16 protein-coding genes are annotated in these 21,727 nt (G+C 68.7%); 13 read left to right on the top strand and 3 right to left on the bottom strand.

What is annotated here, in order from left to right; genetic code table 11:
- Positions 1-40 precede the first annotated feature (40 nt).
- The 10 genes from E3C22_RS18680 to E3C22_RS18635 all read left to right on the top strand — a co-directional run bounded on the left by E3C22_RS18680 (position 41) and on the right by E3C22_RS18635 (position 10,732).
- The gene (locus E3C22_RS18680; protein WP_134763397.1) at positions 41-2,452 is read left to right on the top strand and encodes an SPOR domain-containing protein; all 2,412 of its coding nucleotides are present in this window, start codon (positions 41-43) and stop codon (positions 2,450-2,452) included.
- A 146-nt stretch (positions 2,453-2,598) separates the two neighbouring features.
- Entirely contained in the window at positions 2,599-3,621 is a 1,023-nt protein-coding gene (gene nagZ, locus E3C22_RS18675) for a beta-N-acetylhexosaminidase (protein WP_245515068.1), read from the top strand.
- Between the two features lie 150 nt (positions 3,622-3,771).
- A complete protein-coding gene (locus tag E3C22_RS18670) occupies positions 3,772-4,896 on the top strand; it encodes an ABC transporter ATP-binding protein (protein ID WP_134763395.1) in 1,125 nt (374 codons plus the stop codon).
- A gap of 40 nt (positions 4,897-4,936) precedes the next feature.
- The gene (locus tag E3C22_RS18665; protein ID WP_134763394.1) at positions 4,937-5,170 is read left to right on the top strand and encodes a twin-arginine translocase TatA/TatE family subunit; all 234 of its coding nucleotides are present in this window, start codon (positions 4,937-4,939) and stop codon (positions 5,168-5,170) included.
- A gap of 95 nt (positions 5,171-5,265) precedes the next feature.
- On the top strand, positions 5,266-5,763 hold the full coding sequence (gene tatB / locus E3C22_RS18660; RefSeq protein WP_245515067.1) for a Sec-independent protein translocase protein TatB: 498 nt from the start codon (positions 5,266-5,268) through the stop codon (positions 5,761-5,763).
- The gene (gene tatC / locus E3C22_RS18655; protein WP_134763393.1) at positions 5,760-6,575 is read left to right on the top strand and encodes a twin-arginine translocase subunit TatC; all 816 of its coding nucleotides are present in this window, start codon (positions 5,760-5,762) and stop codon (positions 6,573-6,575) included. The genes tatB and tatC overlap by 4 nt, the downstream gene beginning before the upstream one ends.
- A gap of 48 nt (positions 6,576-6,623) precedes the next feature.
- Entirely contained in the window at positions 6,624-7,904 is a 1,281-nt protein-coding gene (serS, locus tag E3C22_RS18650) for a serine--tRNA ligase (RefSeq protein ID WP_134763392.1), read from the top strand.
- A 3-nt stretch (positions 7,905-7,907) separates the two neighbouring features.
- Complete coding sequence (gene surE, locus E3C22_RS18645; protein ID WP_134763391.1) at positions 7,908-8,663, top strand: 5'/3'-nucleotidase SurE; 756 nt, start codon at positions 7,908-7,910, stop codon at positions 8,661-8,663.
- Positions 8,660-9,310 (top strand): protein-L-isoaspartate(D-aspartate) O-methyltransferase, encoded by a 651-nt coding sequence (locus E3C22_RS18640; RefSeq protein WP_134763390.1) that lies wholly within the window; start codon positions 8,660-8,662, stop codon positions 9,308-9,310. The genes surE and E3C22_RS18640 overlap by 4 nt, the downstream gene beginning before the upstream one ends.
- A gap of 156 nt (positions 9,311-9,466) precedes the next feature.
- Entirely contained in the window at positions 9,467-10,732 is a 1,266-nt protein-coding gene (locus E3C22_RS18635) for a peptidoglycan DD-metalloendopeptidase family protein (protein ID WP_134763389.1), read from the top strand.
- 191 nt (positions 10,733-10,923) lie between these two features.
- Here the strand turns inward: E3C22_RS18635 and E3C22_RS18630 are convergent, their stop codons facing one another.
- Positions 10,924-12,711: a flagellar biosynthetic protein FliO gene (locus tag E3C22_RS18630; RefSeq protein ID WP_134763388.1), complete on the bottom strand. Its 1,788-nt coding sequence runs from the start codon at positions 12,709-12,711 to the stop codon at positions 10,924-10,926.
- Between the two features lie 439 nt (positions 12,712-13,150).
- Between E3C22_RS18630 and cckA the strand changes: the two genes are divergently transcribed.
- Positions 13,151-15,682, top strand: coding sequence for a cell cycle histidine kinase CckA (gene cckA, locus E3C22_RS18625; RefSeq protein ID WP_134763387.1), 2,532 nt, complete (start codon positions 13,151-13,153; stop codon positions 15,680-15,682).
- Positions 15,683-15,742: 60 nt separating this feature from the next.
- Here the strand turns inward: cckA and E3C22_RS18620 are convergent, their stop codons facing one another.
- Positions 15,743-16,657 (bottom strand): pseudouridine-5'-phosphate glycosidase, encoded by a 915-nt coding sequence (locus E3C22_RS18620; RefSeq protein WP_134763386.1) that lies wholly within the window; start codon positions 16,655-16,657, stop codon positions 15,743-15,745.
- A gap of 1 nt (position 16,658) precedes the next feature.
- A complete protein-coding gene (locus tag E3C22_RS18615) occupies positions 16,659-17,618 on the bottom strand; it encodes a carbohydrate kinase family protein (RefSeq protein ID WP_134763385.1) in 960 nt (319 codons plus the stop codon).
- Between the two features lie 153 nt (positions 17,619-17,771).
- Between E3C22_RS18615 and recA the strand changes: the two genes are divergently transcribed.
- A complete protein-coding gene (gene recA / locus E3C22_RS18610) occupies positions 17,772-18,845 on the top strand; it encodes a recombinase RecA (RefSeq protein ID WP_134763384.1) in 1,074 nt (357 codons plus the stop codon).
- A 217-nt stretch (positions 18,846-19,062) separates the two neighbouring features.
- Positions 19,063-21,726: an alanine--tRNA ligase gene (gene alaS / locus E3C22_RS18605; protein ID WP_134763383.1), complete on the top strand. Its 2,664-nt coding sequence runs from the start codon at positions 19,063-19,065 to the stop codon at positions 21,724-21,726.
- Position 21,727: the final 1 nt, after the last annotated feature.

Below are 21,727 nucleotides of genomic sequence, written 5' to 3'. Positions count from 1 at the left end.
TGGGGCCTTCACGAGGGGAAGAGCGGGGATATTCATGTCGATGGGGGACCTCAACGGTTCCGCCCGTGCGGGCGGCCAGGCGTTCGACGCCGAACTCGATGACCCTTTCGAGGAGCTGGCGCGGATTCTCGAGGCGCCGCTGCAGGCGGGCGCCCATCCCGGCAAACCCACCGTCCAGCCCCATGTGGTTGCGCCCGAGGCCGTGGAACCCCTTGCCGACAGCCGGCCGCAGGTGGCCGCCAAGCCCGCTCCCGCCAAGGTCGAGCCGGCTGCGCCCCGCGCGCCGGCCACCGATCCGGCCGAGACTCACCAGGACCTCTCCGAATCGGAGATGATGAGTGCGGCGCTCACGCAGGAACTGTCCGACGCGCTGGATCTCGCCGCTGCCGACTTCGAGGCGGCGCTGGCCGAGGAGACCGCCGATCTCGCATCTGTCGAGGCGCCTGAGGTCAAGCCGCAGGCTGCCGCGCCGCAGCCAGCCGCCGCCGCGCCGGCCCGGCAGGCCCCCGCGCCGAGGCCGCAACAGGCTGCCGTCGCTCAGGCGCCGCAGCCTGCCGCTCCGAAGGATCAGCCCGTAGCGGCCGCGCCGGCTCCTCAAGCGCCCGCACCGAAGCCTCAGCCGGCCGCCGCGGCGCCGGCTCCTCACGCGCCCGCACCAAAGCCCCAGCAGGCCGTTGCTGCGCCGGCTCCGCAGGCACAAGCCCCGCACCGTCCCGCACCGAAGCCGCAGCCCGTAGCGGCCGCGCCGGCTCCTCAGGCACCCGCACCGAGGCCTCAGCAGGCCGCGGCGGTGCCGGCTCCGCAGGCATCGGCACAGAAGCCCCAGCAGGCCGCTGCTGCGCCGGCTCCGCAGGCTGAGGCCCCGAAGCGTCCCGCGCCGAAGGCTCAGCCGGCTGCCGCCACCCCGGCTCCCAAGGCCCCGGCGCCGAAGCAGCCTGCCGCTCATGCCGAGCCGGCCGCCGCTGCGGCGGCGCTTGCGGGTTTCGATCTGGAGTTCGAGCAGGCCCTGCGCGGCCTCTCCGAGCCGGCCAATCCGCGCCAGACGATGTTCCATCACGCCGAGGCCTTCGCGCCGGACCGCCAGCCGGTGGCCGCCGAGGAGGCCGTCGCCTCGCAGGTCTTCGACGATTTCGACGAGCTGATCGCCAGCGAGCTCGCGGCGATCAAGCAGGAAGCGCCGCAGGCTGCCGCGGCCGCCGAGGAAGCCCCGGCGGACAACGGCTACGAGCCGGAATGGCCCGATTCCTTCGGATCCGACGGCGATTTCGGCTCTGCCGGCGTCGAGTATGACGAGATGCCGCGCCCTGCTGCTGCCTATGCCTCGCGCGGCTTTGCACGGCGCAGCGGTTTCGTCGGCGCGGGCCTGGGTGCCCTCGCGCTGATGCTGGCTGCCGGCGGCGCCTATGTCTTCCTCGGTAGCGGGCCGGGAACCGTCAGCGACGGCTCCGTCCTCGTCGTCAGGGCCGATCCCGATCCGGTCAAGGTGAAGCCGGAAAACCCGGGCGGCCGCGAGATCCCGAACCAGAACAAGATGGTCTACAGCCGGGTCAAGAGCGGCGACGCGATGGTGACGCCCGAGCAGAAGGAGCTTGTCAGCGCCCAGGAAGAGCCGATCGACCTGCCGACGGACAATCCGCCGATCTCCGACCTTCCGGGCGTCGAACTCGGCGTCGGCTCCGCCAATGCCGCCGAGCGCCCGACCGAGACCGCCGATGCCGGCAACCGCTCGGCCGACGCCTATAGCGAGGCCTCGCCGATTGCCGTCCTGTCGCCGCGCCGGGCGAAGACCTATTCGGTCCGCTCCGACGGCACCCTGGTCGTCAGCGATGCGGCCACCGGCGAGACGATCGAGGAAAGCCGCCCGCGCGGACCGCTGATCGAAGCGTCCGCACGGCCGGTCGACCTGCAGCAGACCGCCGGCACCATCGGTGCGGTGGCGAGCGGCGATACCGCCGGCGTGGCCGCGGCCGAACCCGCCGCGGCAGCGGCGGAAACCGCCGGTGTGCCGGCGCCGAACATTCCCGTGCCGACGCTCCGCCCGTCGCCTGCCGGGGCGCCGCGCCAGGCCGCCGCGGCCCCTGCCGCGCCAGTGGCGCCGACTCCGGCCGCCGAGCCTGATGCAATCCAGACGGCGGCGCTCGAGCCCCAGCCGGCCCCGAGCCAGGCGACCGACCAGGCGCCGGCCGCGAGCGAGGCGGCACCCGAGCATGACGGCTACTATGTCCAGATCTCGTCGCAGCCCTCGCGCGATGCCGCCGAAGCTTCGTCGCGCAATCTCGGCCAGCGCTATGCCGGCGTCATTGCCGGCCGCAACGTCGTCATCCAGTCGGCCGACATTCCGGGCAAGGGCACCTATTACCGCGTCCGTGTTCCCGTCGATTCGAGGACAGAGGGTGCCCGGCTGTGCGGCGACCTGAAATCCGCCGGCGGCAGCTGCTTCGTCTCGCGCTAGGCCTCGGCTCCGGCCTCGGTGGGGCGGCGCTTGTCGCCCGCCTCGCGATGGACGGTGCACGCGATACTTCCGAACATGCCGGTAAATCAGCGGATGGGAGCGGTCTTCCATCCGCTTCTGCAGATTCTTCAAGGACGAGACAGAGGATGACTGGTTCGAAAGCCTGGATCGCCGCGCCCGCGGGCCTGACCCTTTCCGGCGAGGAGCGCCGCTTCTTCGCGGACGAGCGGCCCTGGGGCTTCATCCTCTTTGCCCGCAACATCGAGACCAGGGCGCAGGTCGCAGATCTCGTCGGCGCGCTGAAGGAGGTCGGCGGGCGCGACACGACGCCGATCTTCATCGACCAAGAGGGTGGCCGGATCAATCGGCTGAAGCCGCCTCTGGCGCCGTCCTATCCGCCGCCGGCGGCAATCGGCAGGCTGTTCGTCCGCGATCCGAAGGCCGGCGAGCGCGCCGCCTGGCTGCAGGGCCGGCTGCTTGCTGAGGATGTCATGGCTTACGGCATCAATGCCGACTGCGTGCCCTGTCTCGACGTGCCTGTGCCCGGCGCCCATTCGGTGATCGGCGACCGGGCCTATGGCCTTACCCCCGACAGCGTCGCGACCCTCGGCCGGGCGGTCGCCGACGGAGCGATGGCCGGCGGCGTGCTGCCGGTGATGAAGCACGTGCCGGGCCATGGCCGCGGCAATGCCGACAGCCATCTCGAGCTGCCGCGGGTTGCCACCCCGCGCACCGAACTCGCCCGGTCGGACTTCGCGCCGTTCAGGGCGCTGCACACCCTGCCGGCGGCGATGACCGCCCATATCCTCTACACCGACATCGATCCGGCCCACCCGGCGACGCTCTCGCCGATCGTCATCGAATCGGTGATCCGCGACGAAATCGGCTTCGACGGCCTGCTGATGACAGACGACATGTCGATGAAGGCGCTGTCCGGCGATCTTTACGACCTCTCGGCGGCGGCGCTGATGGCCGGCTGCGACGTCGCGCTTCACTGCAATGGCGACATGGACGAGATGCGCCGGGTCGCGGCCGCCGCCCAGCCGCTTTCCGGCGATGCGAAGCGGCGGGCGGAAGCCTGCGAAGCGATCATTGCAAGGCGGCCCGAGGCCGGCGCGATCGAGGCGTTCCGCTCCGAATACGAGACGCTGATGGCGAGCGTCGGCTGACGGCCGCTCGCGCTTGCGCCTTTTCGGCCGAGCGGCTAGGCAATCGGGCGAGGCGCGGACGTTCGATCGAGGCGGAGGGCGCCCTGCCGTTTCCGTGGCGAAAGCCGGATCGTCCGCCTCGTCCTTTCGCTTCAGCCATCGGGCGATACGTTGCCAGCCAGTTCCGCCACCCGATCGACGGCCACCGACACCGCCAGGCAGCGCACCAGCGCCGGCGTCAGCTTCGCCGCGAGCCTTGCCTTCGAACATGTCGGGCACAGGGTCGGCTCGACAGAGATCCTGAAGGACATCAGCCTGTCCGCGGAGCCCGGCGAAGTGCTCTGCCTGCTCGGGCCGTCGGGCTCCGGCAAGACGACGATGCTGCGAATCGCCGCCGGCATCGAGCGTCAGACGAGCGGCCGGCTGCTGCTCGGCGGCCGTGAGATCGCCGGCCCGGACACGTTCATGCCGCCCGAACGGCGCGGCGTCGGGCTGATGTTCCAGGACTTCGCGCTCTTCCCGCACATGACCATCCTCGACAATGTCCGCTTCGGCCTGACCGCGCTGAAGAGCGCTGCGGCCAAGAGTGAGGCGATGGCGGCGCTCGCCCGGGTCGGGCTCGAGGATGCCGCATCGAGCTATCCGCACACGCTGTCCGGCGGCGAGCAGCAGCGGGTGGCGCTGGCGCGCGCGCTGACGCCGCGGCCCTCGGTGCTCCTGATGGACGAGCCGTTCTCCGGCCTCGACAGCCGGCTGAAGGATGTCGTGCGCTCGGACACGCTGCAGATCCTGCGCGAGGCCCATGCGACGGCGATCATCGTCACCCATGATGCCGAGGAGGCGATGCGCCTCGGCGACCGCATCGCCCTGATCAAGGACGGCAGCCTCGTCCAGGTGGGCACTGCGGCCGAGCTCTACAGCCGTCCCGCCGATCTCTTTGCCGCGGGTTTCTTTTCCGAACTCAACGTCCTCGAGGGCGAGGTGAGGGGCGGGCGCGTCGTCACCGCGCTTGGCCCGGTCGCGGATTCGCCATCATCGGACGGTAGCCGGGTGACGGTGGCGCTGCGGCTTTCGGGCCTCAGGCTCGCAGAGCGCGACGCCGGCGTCAGCGGCCGGATCGTCGCGCGGCGTTTTCTCGGTGTCGTCGACCTGATGACGGTGGCGATCGAGGGCCTCGATCAGCCGCTCCGCTCGAGGATGCGGGCCGGCGTGGTTCCGGAAAATCAGCGCGACGTCGTCGTTTCCATTGATCCGCAGGACGTTATCGTGTTTGAAAAGGCCCCTGCGGATCGCTAGCTAAAACGCGAGCGATCAACGCGCTCGATGGAGACAAGTTATGGGTAGCTTCAGCATCTGGCACTGGCTCATCGTTCTGGCCGTCGTGCTGCTCCTGTTCGGTCGCGGCAAGATCCCCGAGCTGATGGGTGACGTCGCGAAGGGCATCAAGAGCTTCAAGAAGGGCATGTCGGACGACGAGGCCGAGGCCAAGCCGGCCGAGCGCCGCTCGATCGACAATCGCGAGGGCGAAGTGGTCTCGCGCGACGTCAATACCGAGAAGTCGGTGGGCTGAGCCGAATGGTTCGGCGCCGGTGCGTCATGCGCCGGCGGGTTGTTTCTCGAAGTCGTGATGCCGGCATGGCCGCGACGTCTCTAGGCAGTTGAGTTGTGCTGTTCGATCTCGGCTGGTCCGAACTCCTGGTGATCGCGGTGGTCCTCGTGGTCGTCGTCGGCCCGAAGGACCTGCCTGGAATGCTGCGGACTTTCGGCCGCGTCACCAAGCAGCTGCGAGCGATGGCCGGCGATTTCCGCCGGCAGTTCGATGACGCGCTGAAGGAGGCGGAACTCGACGACGTCCGCAAGGGCATCGACGACGTCCGCTCTCTCGACCCGCGAAAATCGATTCGCGAGGCGATGAACCCGATGAAGGCGATCGGCGACGACATCCGCTCGTCGCTGAACAGCGCGACGGCATCGCCCGAGCCGCGCGTGCCATCGCCTGACGACCGGCCGGTCCCGGAGGGCGAGCCGGCCAAGACCGGTGCCCTCGAGGCCGGTGACGATGCGGCCGATAAGGCTGCCTCTTCGAAAGAAGACGATGCGAAGCGGGAACCCGCGCATGACGCCGGGCGCGAGACCGCCGACAAGGCGAAGGACATAGCGTGACCCGTCGCGAAGACGATATCGAGGCGTCATCCGCTCCGCTGATCGAACACCTGATCGAATTGCGAAAGAGGCTGATCTGGTCGATCGCCGGCTTTTTCGTCGCCTTCCTGATCTGCTTCTATTTCGCCAAGCCGATCTTCAACTTCCTGGTCATTCCGTATCAGGTTGCCACCGGCTGGGCCGGGCTGCACAGCGAGCAGGTGCGGCTGATCTACACGGCGCCGCAGGAGTTCTTCTTCACCCAGGTGAAGATCGCGGCCTTCGGCGGCTTCTTCCTCGCCTTCCCGGTCATCGCCACGCAGATCTACCGCTTCGTCGCGCCCGGCCTTTACCGCAACGAGCGTGGCGCCTTTCTGCCTTACCTGATCGCAACGCCGCTCCTGTTCATTCTCGGCGCGGCGCTGGTCTATTACTTTTTCACCCCGATGGTGATGTGGTTCTTCCTGTCGATGCAGCAGACGGGCGCCCCTGGCGAGGCGAGCATCGAGCTCCTGCCGAGGGTGTCGGAATATTTGTCGCTGATCATGACGCTGATCTTCGCCTTCGGGCTGGTCTTCCAGCTGCCGGTGGTGGCGACGCTGCTGGTGCGGGCCGGCATGACCTCGGCGAAGGGCCTGGCGGGCAAGCGCAAATACGCCATCGTGCTGGCCTTCGTCGCCGCGGCGGTGCTGACGCCGCCCGATCCGATGTCCCAGATCGGCCTTGCCCTGCCGACGATCATTCTCTACGAGATTTCCATCCTGGCGGCGCGGATGATCGAAAAGAAGCAGGCGGAACAGACCGCCGAACGCGAGGCCCAGAGCCAAGCCTGACGACGGCTTGCCGGGCCTTCCTCCCTCGCCGCCGACGACGGGGGAAAGATGCTCGATATCAAGTGGATCAGGGACAATCCGGGCAAGCTGGACGCGGCGCTGGAAAAGCGTGGCGCATCGCCGGCGGCCACGGACATCATCAAGCTCGACGAGCGGCGGCGCGATCACCTGAAGATCCTGCAGGACCTGCAGAATCGCCGCAACGAGGCTTCCAAGGAAATCGGCAAGGCCAAGGGTTCCGGCGACAATGCCCGCGCTGACGCGCTGATCGAGGAAGTCGGCAAGCTGAAGGCCGAGATCCAGGACGGCGAGGAGACCGAGCGGCGCATCGACGCAGACCTCGAAGACGTGCTCGCGCGCATCCCGAACGTGCCGCTCGACGACGTGCCGGTCGGCGCCGACGAGGCGGACAATGTCGAGATCCGCAGGATCGGCGAGCCGCCGCGCTTCGACTTCGAGGCGAGGGAGCATTTCGACATCGGCGAGGCGCTCGGCATGATGGAGTTCGAGCAGGCGGCGAAGATTTCCGGCGCCCGCTTCACCATCCTGAAGGGGCAGCTCGCCCGGCTGGAACGCGCCCTCGGCCAATTCATGCTGGACCTTCACACCGGCGAGCACGGCTACAGCGAGACGGCGGTGCCGCTGCTGGTGCGCGACGAGGCGCTGTTCGGCACCGGCCAGCTGCCGAAATTCGCCGAGGATCTCTTCCACACCTCCGAAGGCCGCTGGCTGATCCCGACTGCCGAGGTCTCGCTGACCAATCTGGTGCGGGAAAAGACCCTCGACGCTGCCGAGCTGCCGATCCGCGTCACCGCGCTGACGCCCTGCTTCCGCTCCGAGGCGGGGGCTGCCGGGCGCGACCAGCGCGGCATGCTGCGCCAGCACCAGTTCTACAAGGTCGAACTCGTCTCGATCACCGACGAGGAGTCCTCGCTCGACGAGCTCGAGCGGATGTCAGCCTCGGCCGAAGAGGTGCTGAAGCGCCTCGGCCTTGCCTACCGGGTGGTGACGCTCTGCACCGGCGACATGGGCTTTGGCGCCCGCAAGACATACGACATCGAGGTCTGGCTGCCGGGACAGGGCACCTATCGCGAGATCTCCAGCTGCTCGGTCTGCGGCGACTTCCAGGCCCGGCGGATGAACGCCCGCTACAAGGTCGCCGGGGAAAAGGCCCAGCGCTTCGTCCATACGCTGAACGGCTCGGGAGTCGCGGTCGGCCGTGCGCTGATCGCGGTGATGGAGAACTACCAGAACGCCGACGGTTCGATCACCGTGCCGGAGGCGCTGCGGCCCTATATGGGCGGTCTCGAAATCATCGCGGCTGGCTGACCGATGCGGATACTCCTGACCAATGACGACGGCATCAATGCCGAGGGACTGGCAGTGCTCGAGCGCGTCGCGCGGCAGATCTCCGACGACGTCTGGATCGTCGCGCCGGAAACCGATCAGAGCGGCCTGTCCCATTCGCTGACGCTGTCCTCGCCGCTGAGGCTGCGCAAGCTCGGCGACAAGCGCTTCGCCGTCCGCGGCACGCCGACCGACTGCATCATCATGGCGGTGCGCAAGGTGATGGACGGAATGCCGGATCTCGTCCTTTCCGGCATCAATGCCGGCCAGAACATCTGCGAGGACGTCACCTATTCGGGCACCGTCGCCGGCGCGATGGAAGGGATGATGCTGGGGATCCGGTCGATCGCCCTCAGCCAGGCCTTTTCGCCGGGCAGCGACCGCGAGGCGCTGTGGAACACCGCCGAAAGCCACGCGCCGGCGGTGATCGAGAAGCTGGCGGGCTTCGATTTGCCGCAGGGCCATCTCCTCAACGTCAACTTCCCCGCCGTCGAGGCGGAGGCCGTCGAAGGGATCGCCGTCACCCGGCAGGGCAAGCTCGACTATGCACTCGGCATCGAGGAGCGGCGCGACGGCCGAGGCTTTCCGTATTTCTGGCTGAAATTCGGCCGCCAGGCCGGTCCCGAGGTCGCCGAATCGGACATTGCGGCGCTCGCCGCCGGGATGATCTCGGTCACCCCGCTGCAGCTCGACCTCACCGCCGAGGCGCTGCGTGGCGGGCTGGCCGAAGCGCTGCGATGACTCCTGGCGATCCCGACCGCGAGAAGCTCGCCGAATTCCTCGTCCGGCTGCGCGGCGCCCCCGGCGTTTCGCCGGCGCTCTTCAAGGCGGTCGAGAGCGTGCCGCGGCGGCTGTTCCTGCCGGGCGGCATCGACGACCCCTATGAGGATCGCACCGCACCGATCCCCTGCGGTGAGACCATGCCGGGCGCGTTGACGGCCTTGCGGCTCGTCGCCGCGCTGGAGCCAGAGGCCGAGCAGCGGGTCCTCGAGGTCGGCACCGGCAGCGGCTACGTTACGGCGCTGATGGCCCGCGTCGTCGGCCACGTCACCACCTTCGAGCGCTATCGCCGGCTGCTCAAGGCGGCGGCGCAAAGATTCCGCGACATCGGCATCAGCAACGTCACGCCGATCTTCGAGGACGGCCGCGACGGTTTTCCGAGCGGCAGCCCCTATCACCGCATCGTCGTCCACGCGGCCTTTCCCGCGCCGCCGAAGCAGTTTCTCGAACAGCTCGGCATGCATGGCTCGCTGGTCTGCGCGATCGGGCCGGGCGACGGCGAGCAGATGCTGGTGCGGCTGCGCAAGGTCGGCAGCCGCTTCGAGCGCGAAGATCTCGGGGTCGTGCGCTACCAGCCGATCGGCTTCGGCAAGGCCGATGTGCTCTGAGAGCCGTTCCGGCACGGCGACATTGGAAAATTCACCTTTCGACGGGAAGACTTAACCGGGCAGTAAGATTAACGCGCTTCAATGTTCCTCGATGAATCCTCGCCTACCGAAGGAACTGTGATGCGCTTCCCTGTGCTCAGTCGTTCGCGCCGACGCATGTTCGGTTCCGTTGCCGCCATCGCCGTGGCAGGTCTTTTTGCCGGCTGCAGCAGCGATGTCGTGCGTTTCGACGACGGCTTCTACACCGGCGCCGTGCCGCAGACCCCGCCGATGCAGCAGACCGCCGTCTCGCAGCCTTATCCCGGAACCGTCGACGGCACGACGACCGGCGCCATCGCGCCGGCCAGCCGCTCCGGCGGCGGCTATCTCGCAAGCCCCGCAAGCTCCGGCTATCCGGCCGGCGGCCAGCAGATGCAGCGCAGCCAGCTGCCGCCGCCGCCCGAGCCGAGCTACCAGAGCCAGACCACGACCATCCGCTCCGAGCCGATGGCCACCAGCGCCCCGCAGCCGGTCCGCGCGGCCCAGGCGAGCATTCCGGCGACCCGCGGTGCGCCGCCCTCCAGCCTCGAATCGCAGGCCCAGCGCCTGGCGACGCCGCAGGCGCGGCCGATCAACGAGACCCGCAGCGCCTCGGCGAGCAACGGCAGTTCCGCGGCCGCCGGCAGCGTCACCGTCGTCTCCGGCGACACGCTTCTCGGCATCGCCCGCAAGACCGGCGTTTCCGCCGATGCGATCCGCCGCGCCAACAATCTCGATTCCGACACCATCCGGCTCGGCCAGACGCTGATGATCCCGGCCGGCGGCAAGATGCCGGCCCGCTCGACCGAGGTTGCCGCGGCGAAGAACGCCCCCGCCGCCAAGCCCGAAGTGCCGGCCCAGAAGGTCGCCGAGGTGCGCACCCAGCGCTCGCCTGTCGAAACGGAGAAGAGCGGCCGCGTCGCCCAGGCATCGGAGCCTGCGGCACCCGCCGTCGACACGACCGCGACCGGCTCGGTGAAGAAGGAAGTCGAACAGGAAGTCGCCGCGGTCGCGCCGAATTCGACCGGCATCGGCCAGTTCCGCTGGCCCGTGCAGGGCAGGGTCGTCAACCGCTATGGCGAGAAGGTCGATGGCCGCCGCAACGACGGCGTCAACATCTCGGTGCCGCGTGGCACGCCGGTGAAGGCGGCCGAGAACGGCGTCGTCATCTATGCCGGCGACGGGCTCAAGGAGTTCGGCAACACCGTTCTCGTCAAGCATGACGACGGCCTCGTCACCGTCTACGGCCATGCCGACACGCTCGCCGTGAAGAAGGGCGAAACCGTCCGGCGCGGCGAGGTCATCGCCCAGTCCGGAATGAGCGGCGACACCGACGTGCCGGTGCTGCACTTCGAGGTCCGCAAGAACTCGACGCCCGTCGATCCGATGAAGTTCCTCCAATAGGGGCCGGGAGAACGGCAGGGGCCGACCGGCCAGTCCGGCCGGTCGCGGCCGGATGGGAGAGCCGACCGAGGGCCCCGATACGTCGCAGCGCCGACCTCCAGGCGTGACAGAGCCCGATCGCGATGGTCATCCACGCGGTCGGGCTGCTCGTTTCACGGATAGGCCGATCCCGCCCGCGACTTGCGCGGCGATCACTGCCGCTGGCGCTGGGTCGGTCGGTCGAAGTCGAGCTCGCCGAGAAGCCGCTTCATCTCCTCCTCGAGATTGATTTCCTCGGACTTTTGCCCGGACTGTGGCCCGTTTTGCGGGGTCTCTGGCCTGGACGCATCGTCCGAGCGCTGTTCGCCAGCCGCCTGATCGGTAGGCGCCGCAGCGCGGGCTGCCGGCCGGGCCGGCTGGGTCGCTGCATCGCTCTTGGCCGACGGAGCGGGCCTGCGCGTCGATGGCTCTGCCTGTGCGGTGGTCTCCGGCTCTGGAGACGCTGCGGGGGCCCGGCGCGGCGCCTGTGGCCTCGGTGCCGGCGTTGAAGCCTCCGCCGGCTCCTCGGGGCTTTCCGGCTGCGACCACTGCGAATGCGGATCGCTCTCCCGTGTCGGCTTTGCATTTGCCACAGGCGGTTCGGTGGCTTCCGTCTCGGCCGCCGGCTCTGTGTCTGCAGCGACTGGCGGCGCCGGCCTCGCTGCCACACGCGGTGCCGGGCTTGCCTCGGCCTGCGCGGGTTTCGCCGCCGGTGCCGGCCTTGCCGGCCTGACCTCCGGGACCGCTGCCGCCCGTTCCGCCGCCGCTTCCTCCTCGATGCCCGAGCTCAATTCGCCGGAAAGGAATTCCTCGAGGCTGCGGTCGAGTGCCGCGGCGTCGTCGCTCTGCCCCGCGGCCGCGGACGCAACCGGGTTAGCCGGCGAAGCTGCGGTGACCGGGCCAGGCGTCAGCGCAGGCTCGCGGCGGGGCTCCTCGACGCGGCTGTAGCGCCGGTTCTGGATTGCGCTGGCAAAGCTCCTGACCGAGAGCGGCCGGCTGGTGTCGATGGGCTCGCGCGCCGCGGCGGGCAGGGTGCCGGCGGTCGGGGCATCTGCCACAGCGGTCTTTGCCGCCGGCGGCGTCGGAGCGGGCGGCGGCGTCGCAGAGGCTGCCGTCCGGGGCGCAGGTGCCTCGGGGGCACGCCGCGCCTGATCGGTCTGCGTCGCCGGCGACAGCCGCGGGTCCATCGCTCTTGCGGCTGGCGGCGGCGTCTCGGCGGCCGGCATCGGCGTGGCGCGGGAAAATGCGTGCTTCGTCGGATTGAGGGCAGGCGGCTCCGTCGGCTTCAGTGCGGCCTGCGGAATGACGGCCGGTGCCGGGTCCTGCCGGCGCTGCACGGCGGGTGCAGGACGCTCGGCGGTCGGCCGCTCGATCGTCGGAGCTGCGCCTGCCTGTGCCGGCAGTTCGGCCTCGGGCGCAGAGCGCGGGGCAGGCGTGACCCGCCGCGGGTCGCTGCGCATCTCCGGTGCCGGCGCGACATGACCCGAAGAGGCGCTGTCCCGTCGCGGGGCCGTTGCCGCCGCTGCCTGCTCCGCCACCATCGCCGCACGCCGTTCGGTGCCGCCGTCCACCACCGGCGCGGCCGGGCGGCGCGGGGGCGGCGGCGTCGCGGCGATGTCGAGGCGCCCGTCGTCGCTCCTCACCGGCGGATGGGCGCTCGCCGCCTGGCGCAGGATCGATCCCTCGACGAGAATGTCTGTCTGGCCGCCGACGAGAACGAGATGCTCGACGTCGTCCCGGCGCAACAGGACGAGCCGGCGTTTCTCGTCGATCCTCGCGACGTCGACGACCTGCAGCCGCGGCGCCCGGACCCGCGGGCCGATGCCCGTGCCGCCTCCGACGAAGCGCTTGGCCAGGACGATGACGACCACCGCGAGGACGCAGACGACCGCCGCCACCAGCGCGACCCAGACGATTTGGCCGAGGCCCGGCCCGAAGAGATCGATGGTCCATTGCGGCATGGTGACTGTGACTCCTCAACAATTCCAGCGGTCGCGACCGCAGGCAAGCGGTGGCCCATAATTGCGGGACGAGCAAGGCCTAACGGCCGTTCCGAGCGGCCAGACGGCCGATTTGCCGGCTTTGAGCGGGACGACCAGGAACGTTTTCGCACAAGCGCTCGCGCGCCAGCATCCATTTTCGAAGCCTGCGTGAACCTTGCAAAAAGACGCCTTCGCCGCTCGCTTCCGCAGCGAAATTGATTCACAATCGGGGCTGACTCGCCGGTGGAGCGAATCTGGCAGTTGAGGCACCCGGTCGTGACCGTTCGGCGCAGCTGCCGCGTTCGAAAATCCATCGTAGAACAGAACCTTACGAGTGATCCTTGAGATCGCGCGAAAGATCATCGGGCGGGGCGGCGATGTCCGCGAAAGATCCCCGCCGAAGAGGGACAGGATTGCGATGAACGGAGCCGCCCAGGGGACGATCGACAAGCCGCTGGTCGACCGGACGGCTGCCGCTTCGGGGGTCAGACGGCTGCTGCTCCTCGGCGGCGCGCTGATTCTCGCCGGCGCGTGCCTGGCTTTTTTCGGCCGCAGCTACGGCGAGCTCGCGCTGTTCGTCATCTTCGGCTTTCTGTCGGTCATCGGCATCGGCACGATCTTCGCCTCGGCGCTCGGCTTCCTGCGCTATTCCGCCCGGGCGAGCGACGGCGGCATCGCCCGCGACTTCCTCGACACTGCCCGTACGGGGCTGCTGATCCTCGATCGCAAGGGTCAGGTGGTCTACGCCAATCGTGCCTATGGCGATCTCACCGGCGCCGCCCGGCCCGGCGAGGTGCGCAGCCTGGAGCGGCTGCTCGCCCGCGAGCCCGAGGCGACCGAGGCAATCTACCATCTCGCCAATCTGGCGCGCGACGGCCGCTCGGGCCAGCGGGAGTTCCGCCTCGCCCGCAGCCTCGCGCCGGTCGAGCGCGGCGACGATTCTCCCTGCTGGTACCGGGTGACGGTGCGCCCGCTCGCCGCCCGCGGCGGCCAGATGCAGGCCTGGCAGATCCTCGACATCACTGCCGACCGCAAGCACGAGGAGAGCTCCTTCCAGGACCTGCAGCATGCGATCGACTATCTCGACAAGGCGCCGGCGGGCTTCTTCGCCGCCGACGGCCAGCATCGCGTCGCCTATATCAACGCGACCCTCGCCGAATGGCTGGGCCTCGACCTCACCGAGGTGAAGCCCTATCAGCGAAGCTTCCTCGAATTTCTCGCGCCGGCCTCGCGCTCGACCTTCGCCGAGCGGGCCGACGCCCTCAGCATCGACGATCTCGACCTCGTGACGGCCGGCGGCGAGACGCTGCCGGTGCGGCTGCTCCGGCGCCCGGTGCTCGACGACAGCTCGGCGCCCGGCATGGTGCGCACCCTCGTCCTCGACCGGCGCAACGACAAGGAGGCGGCGACACCGGCCGAGCTCGCCGAGGCGCGCTTCACCCGCTTCTTCAACTCCTCGCCGATGGCGATCGCGACGCTCAACGCCGCCGGCCGGGTCGTCCGCTCCAACGCCGTCTTCCGCAAGATCTTCGGCAGCGAGGCGGCCGAGGGCGCATCGGGGTTCCAGATGGCGATCCGCGAGGCCGGCCACGAGGCCTTCCGCAAGGCGCTGGCCGAGGCGAGCGCCGGCCGCCCGGGGATCGCTCCGGTCGATGCCGAGGTCGCCGGCGAGGCCTCGCGCACCGTCCGGCTCTATCTCAGCGCCGTGCCGAAGGTTGGCGCCGACGGCGATGAATGCGCCATCCTCTACGGCGTCGACATCACCGAGCAGCGCGCTCTCGAGGAGCAGATCGCCAAGAGCCAGAAGATGCAGGCGATCGGCAATCTCGCCGGCGGCATCGCCCACGACTTCAACAACGTGCTGACGATCATCACCGCGTCGGTCGACTTCCTCCTCCTTAACCACCGCACCGGCGATCCGTCCTTCCAGGATCTTCTGCTGATCAAGCAGAGCGCCAATCGCGCCGCCTCGCTGGTGCGCCAGCTGCTGGCCTATTCGCGCCGCCAGACGATGCGGCCGAAGATGCTGAACCTCACCGACGTCGTCGCCGACATGCATCTCCTGTTGAAGCGCGTCAGCGGCGACCATGCGACGCTGGAGCGCCAGCATGCCCGCGACCTCTGGCCGGTGATGGCGGATATCGGCCAGTTCGAGCAGGTGATCACCAATCTCGTCCAGAACGCCCGCGACGCCATGCCGAACGGCGGCAAGATCACCATCGTCACCCGCAATGTCGCGGCCGGCGAGGCGAGGGGCTTCGGTTATGCCGAGCTGACCGACGGCGATTACGTGCTCGTCGAGGTGTCGGATACCGGCACCGGCATGCCGGCGGACGTCGCCGAGCGGATCTTCGAGCCGTTCTTCACCACCAAGGAGATCGGCAAGGGCACCGGCCTCGGCCTTTCCATGGTCTACGGCATCATCAAGCAGTCGAACGGCTTCATCTTCGTCGATTCCAAAGAGGGCGAGGGCACCAGCTTCCGCATCTTCCTGCCGCGCTTCGTCTCGGCCGAAGCCGCCACCGCGACCAGCCCGGAGACCGGCGCCGCCGTCGCCGGCGCCAAGATGGACCTTTCCGGCACGGCGACGATCCTGCTCGTCGAGGACGAGGACCATGTGCGCGCCGGAAATGTCCGGGCGCTGAAGATGCGCGGCTACGACGTCCACGAGGCGGCGTCAGGCGTTGAGGCGCTGGAGGTGCTGGAGGAACTCGACGGCGAGATCGATCTCGTCGTCTCCGACGTGGTCATGCCGGAAATGGACGGCCCGACGCTGCTGCGCGAGATGCGCAAGACGCGGCCGGATCTGAAGTTCATTTTTGTCTCCGGCTATGCCGAGGAGGCCTTCGCCAAGAACATGCCGGAGGGCGAGAAATTCGGCTTCCTCGCCAAGCCCTTCTCCCTGCGCGAACTCGCCGTCGCCGTGAAGACCATGCTCAACGAGGGCTGACGGGCGGAATTTACCTGATGCATCGCCGCCGCAGGCATCAAAGAGGCGCGGACCGTCGGGTCACGTGAGTGCGACGGCGATCTCTCCGGCGAGCCTGGCATTGGATTTGACGAGGGCGATGTTCGCTTCGAGCGAGCGGCCGTCGCTGAGCTCGACGATGCGGCCGAGAAGAAAGGGCGTCACCGCCTTGCCGGCAATGCCGCGGGCGGCCGCGTCGGCCAGGGCGCGCTCGATCCAGCCCTCCACCGTCTCGCGGGAAACGGCATGCCCCTCGTCGATCGGATTGGCGACCAGCATGCCGCCATCGATGCCGAGCGCCTCGCGGGTCTGCTGGAATCTGGCGATCGCGGCGGCATCGTCGAGCCGCAGCGGCGCCGCGTATCCCGAATCGCGCGTCCAGAAGGCCGGCAGCGCATCGCTGCGATAGGCGACCACCGGGACGCCCTTGGTCTCGAGATATTCGAGCGTGCGGCCGATATCGAGGATCGCCTTGGCCCCCGCCGAGACGACGATCACGCCGGTGCGGGCGAGTTCTTCGAGATCGGCGGAGATGTCGAGGCTCGTCTCGCCGCCGCGATGCACCCCGCCGATGCCACCCGTGGCAAAGACTGAGATGCCGGCGGCCTTCGCCGCGATCATCGTCGCCGCGACCGTCGTCGAGCCGGTGTGGCCTCCTGCCACGGCATAAGCGAGATCGGCCCGCGACAGCTTCATCAAGTCATCGGCGCGTGCAAGGGCGGCGAGTTCCTCCTCGGTAAGGCCGACGCGCAGGACACCGTCGATCACCGCGATCGTCGCCGGCTCGGCGCCGGTTGCGCGCACCAACGCCTCGACGGCGAGGGCCGTCTCGAGATTGGCGGGGTAGGGCATGCCATGGGTGACGATGGTCGATTCGAGCGCCACGATCGGTTTGCCGGCGGCTTTCGCCGCCGCGACGGCGGGTGACGGCGCAACGGGGCTGGTGGCGGTGGTCACGTCAGGTCTCCGTGGTGGCGGGCGCCAGCTGCCCTGCGAGCCGCTCGATGTCTGCCGAGAGATCGTCCGGCGGGAAGACGTCCGAGGCGATCCGCAGCGATGCGGCGGCGATGCCCCGGCGGGCGCTTTCGACGAAACTCCCGCCGCCGAGCAGGGCGTGAAACGTCACCGCCGCCAGCGTGTCGCCGGCGCCGGTGACGTCCCGCGGGCGGACCACCGGCGGGCGCTGATAGAGGCGCTCGTCGCCGTCGAGAATCGCCGCATCAAGGCCGCCGTCGGAAATCACCGCGCGGCGCGCGCCGAGTTCACCGACGATCTCGCAGATCAGCGAGAGCTTGGTCATGACGGTGACCTCGGCAAGGCTCGCCGCCTCGGCCCGCGACAGGAACAGGGCCGCGAGCGAGGGGATCACCGGGAGGAGCCGGCGGACCTTGGCCGGCGAGACGCCGATCGCCGCGACCGGACGGTCTTCGGCCCCCTCCAGCGCGGCGACGAGCGTCTCGGTCGGCAGATTGGCGTCGAGGATCAGCGCGTCGGCCTCGCCGAGCGCGTCGCGAATGCTCTTCCGCTTCAGAAATTTCGGGCCGAGGCGATCGTAGATGGCCATGTCGGCGATACCGGCGACGAGCTCGCCATGATCGTCGAGCACGGCCAAATAGGTGGCGGTCCGCCGGTCGAGGAAGGTGGCGCTGAGATCCGCAATGCCGGCCGTTTCGATGGCGCCGGCAATGCGGCGGCCGTCGTCGTCACCGCCGCGGACGCTGACGATGCCCACCGGGCAGCCGAGGCCACGCAGCGCCAGCGCGGCGTTGAAAGCGGCGCCGCCGGGCATGTCGGAGAGGCTGCCGGGGTTCGAGGCGCCCGGGTGGAAGGGCCCGTCCGCCTTGGCCCGGCGATCGACATGGGCGCCGCCGAGAACCAGGAAGCGCGGAAAGCTGCCGGCATTCGTCGGGACGTTCATCACTTCTTCATCAATCGACGGCCGGGCAAGCGATTCGGCCACGAGAACAAAACACGATCACGGCCTTGCCAAAAGAGAACAAAGAAGGTACATGGATTGCAGGACATCGCATGTTGCACCCCTTACTGGCGCGTGAAATAAGGTCTCGTCACCATGGCACAAAATGCTCTCCGTCTCGTCGAGGATAATTCGTTGGACAAGAACAAGGCACTCGATGCGGCTCTGTCGCAGATCGAACGCGCCTTCGGCAAGGGCTCGATCATGCGGCTCGGCCAGAACGAGAAGCTGGTCGAGGTCGAGACGGTTTCGACCGGCTCGCTCGGGCTCGATATCGCGCTCGGTGTCGGCGGCCTGCCGAAGGGCCGGATCGTCGAGATCTACGGGCCGGAAAGCTCCGGCAAGACGACGATGGCGCTGCACACCGTGGCCGAGGCCCAGAAGAAGGGCGGCATCTGCGCTTTCGTCGATGCCGAGCACGCGCTCGATCCGGTCTATGCCCGCAAGCTTGGCGTCGATCTCGAGAATCTGCTGATCTCCCAGCCCGATACCGGCGAACAGGCGCTGGAGATCGTCGATACGCTGGTGCGCTCCGGCGCCATCGACGTGCTGGTCGTCGATTCGGTGGCGGCGCTGACGCCGCGGGCCGAGATCGAAGGCGAGATGGGCGATTCGCTGCCCGGCATGCAGGCCCGTCTGATGAGCCAGGCGCTGCGCAAGCTCACCGGCTCGATCTCCCGCTCCAAATGCATGGTCATCTTCATCAACCAGATCCGCATGAAGATCGGCGTGATGTTCGGCTCGCCCGAGACGACCACCGGCGGCAACGCGCTGAAGTTCTATTCCTCGGTCCGGCTCGACATCCGCCGTATCGGCTCAATCAAGGATCGCGACGAGGTCACCGGCAACCAGACCAAGGTCAAGGTGGTCAAGAACAAGCTGGCGCCGCCCTTCAAGCTGGTCGAATTCGACATCATGTATGGCGAGGGCGTTTCGAAGACCGGCGAGCTGATCGACCTCGGCGTCAAGTCGGGGATCGTCGAGAAGTCCGGCGCCTGGTTCTCCTACAATTCGCAGCGGCTGGGGCAGGGGCGCGAGAACGCCAAGAGCTTCCTGCGTGACAATCCGGCCGTCGCCGCCGAGATCGAGGCGTCGATCCGCCAGAATGCCGGGCTGATCGCCGATCAGCTGCTGGGCGACGACCGCGACGAGGACGTCTCGGAGGACTGATCGGAAAAGGCGCGCCCGGTTCGAGGGTGCGCTTTCCCGCGATCGTTGCGGATCCGGCCTGGCAGAACGCTGCTGGTCGGCGTGGCGGGCTGTCGCGAGGCCGGCCCGATGGACACGGCAGACCGGCCTTTGTAAAAGGCCACGGCTTGGCCGGTGGCTCGAACTGGAAGAGGATGCCGGCGGCTTCTTTCCGCAATGTCTCGCGAAGGTCTCGCTCATGAGTGGCGTCAATGAAATCCGGTCGGCTTTTCTCGAATATTTCGAGAAGAACGGGCACGAGCGGGTTGCGTCGTCGCCGCTGGTGCCGCGCAACGACCCGACCCTGATGTTCACCAATGCCGGCATGGTGCAGTTCAAGAACGTCTTCACCGGCGTCGAGAAGCGGCCCTACAGCCGTGCCACCACCGCGCAGAAGGTCGTACGTGCCGGCGGCAAGCACAACGATCTCGACAATGTCGGCTATACCGCGCGCCACCATACCTTCTTCGAGATGCTGGGGAATTTTTCCTTCGGCGACTATTTCAAGGAGCGGGCGATCGAGCTCGCCTGGAATCTTTCGACCAAGGAATTCGGTCTGCCGAAGCACCGCCTGCTAGTCACGGTCTTTTCCGAGGACGACGATGCGGCGGCGCTGTGGAAGAAGATCGCCGGCCTCTCCGACGACCGCATCATCCGCATCCCGACCTCGGACAATTTCTGGACGATGGGCGAGACCGGTCCCTGCGGCCCTTGCTCGGAGATCTTCTTCGACCAAGGCGAGAGCGTCTTCGGCGGACCTCCGGGCAGCGCCGACGAGGATGGCGACCGGTTCCTGGAATTCTGGAACCTCGTCTTCATGCAGTTCGACCAGGTCGACGCCGAGACGCGGCTCGACCTGCCGCGCCCGTCGATCGACACCGGCATGGGCCTCGAACGGATGGCCGCGATCCTGCAAGGGGTGCATTCCAACTACGAGACCGATCTCTTCCGCACCCTGATCGGCGCCGTCGAACATGCGATCGGCTCCGAGGCGGTGGGCGACAAGGTCGCCAGCCACCGGGTGATCGCCGATCACCTGCGGGCGACGGCGTTCCTGATCGCCGACGGCGTCCTGCCGTCGAACGAGGGCCGCGGCTACGTGCTGCGGCGGATCATGCGCCGCGCCATGCGCCATGCCCGGATGCTGGGCGCGCAGGAACCGGTGCTCTACCGTCTGGTGCCGACCCTCGTCGCCGAGATGGGACGGGCCTATCCGGAACTCGGGCGGGCCGAGGCGCTGATTTCCGAGACGCTGAAGCTCGAGGAAAAGCGCTTTCTGCTGACCCTCGATCGCGGCCTTACGCTCCTCTCCGAGGCGACGGAGGGAATGTCGTCCGGCGAGCGCCTGTCCGGCGAGACGGCCTTCAAGCTCTACGACACCTATGGCTTCCCGCTCGATCTCACCCAGGATGCGCTGCGCCAGCGCGGCATCGAGGTCGATCTCGATACTTTCAACACCGCGATGGCCCGCCAGAAGGCCGAGGCGCGGGCAAGCTGGGCGGGCTCCGGCGAGGCGGCCTCCGAGAATGTCTGGTATCCGATCCGCGAACGGGTCGGGCCGACGGAGTTCCTCGGCTACGACACCGAGCGGGCGGAGGGGGCCGTCGTCGCGCTGGTCAAGGACGGCGCCGAGGTGAAGGAAGCGGGCGAGGGCGAGGAGATCTCGGTCATCGTCAACCAGACGCCCTTCTATGGCGAATCCGGCGGCCAGCTCGGCGACACCGGGACGATGCGCGGCGAGGGCGTCGAGATCGCGGTGACCGATACCCGGAAATTCGCCGAGGGGCTGTTCGTCCACCGGGCGAAGGTGACGCGCGGCAAGGTCGCGGTCGGCATGCCGCTCGACCTCGAGGTCGACCATCGCCGCCGCACCCATATCCGCGCCAACCATTCGGCGACCCATCTCCTCCACGAGGCGCTGCGCGAGGTGCTCGGCAGCCACGTGGCGCAGAAGGGCTCGATGGTGGCGCCGGACCGGCTGCGCTTCGACTTTTCGCATCCGAAGCCCATCGAGGCCGGCGAGATCGCCGAGGTCGAGCGGCTCGCCAATGCCGTCGTCCTGCAGAACGCCCCGGTGGAGACGCGGCTGATGGCCGTCGACGATGCGATCGCGTCGGGCGCGATGGCGCTGTTCGGCGAGAAATACGGCGATGAGGTGCGGGTCGTCTCGATGGGGACGGCCGAGGAAGGCGAGAAGGCCGGCAAGCCCTATTCGATCGAGCTCTGCGGCGGCACCCATGTGCGCGCCACCGGCGACATCGGCCTCGTCCATGTCGTCGCCGAGGGCGGCGTTGCGGCGGGCGTCAGGCGGGTCGAGGCGCTCACCGGCGATGCGGCAAGGGCCCACCTTCTCGAGCAGGATCAGCGGGTGCGCCGCATGGCGGCGGCGCTGAAGGTCAGCCAGAGCGACGTGGCCGACCGGCTCGACGCGATCGTCGAGGAGCGGCGGCGGCTGGAGCGTGAACTCACCGAGGCGAAGAAGAAGCTTGCGCTCGCCGGCGATGGCGGCGGCGCGTCGTCCGGTTCGGCCCCGAAGGAGGTGGCCGGTGTCTCATTCGTCGGACGGGTTCTCGATGGCGTCTCGCCGAAGGATCTGAAGGGTCTCGTCGACGAGACCAAGGCGCAGATCGGCTCCGGCGTCGTGGCCTTCGTCGCGGCCGCCGACGGCAAGGCCTCGGTAGTGGTCGGCGTCACCGAGGATCTGACGGCGCGTTTCGACGCGGTGACGCTGGTCCGCGCGGCCAGCGCCGCGATCGGCGGCAAGGGTGGTGGTGGCCGGCCGGACATGGCGCAGGCCGGTGGGCCCGAGGCCGGCAAGGCCGGCGAGGCGATCGCGGCGGTCGAGGCGGCGATGCAGGGCTGAA

Origin of the sequence: Jiella endophytica (assembly GCF_004519335.1) — a bacterium.
Taxonomy (GTDB): domain Bacteria; phylum Pseudomonadota; class Alphaproteobacteria; order Rhizobiales; family Rhizobiaceae; genus Jiella; species Jiella endophytica.
This window is presented reverse-complemented; position numbering and strand designations above follow the sequence as displayed.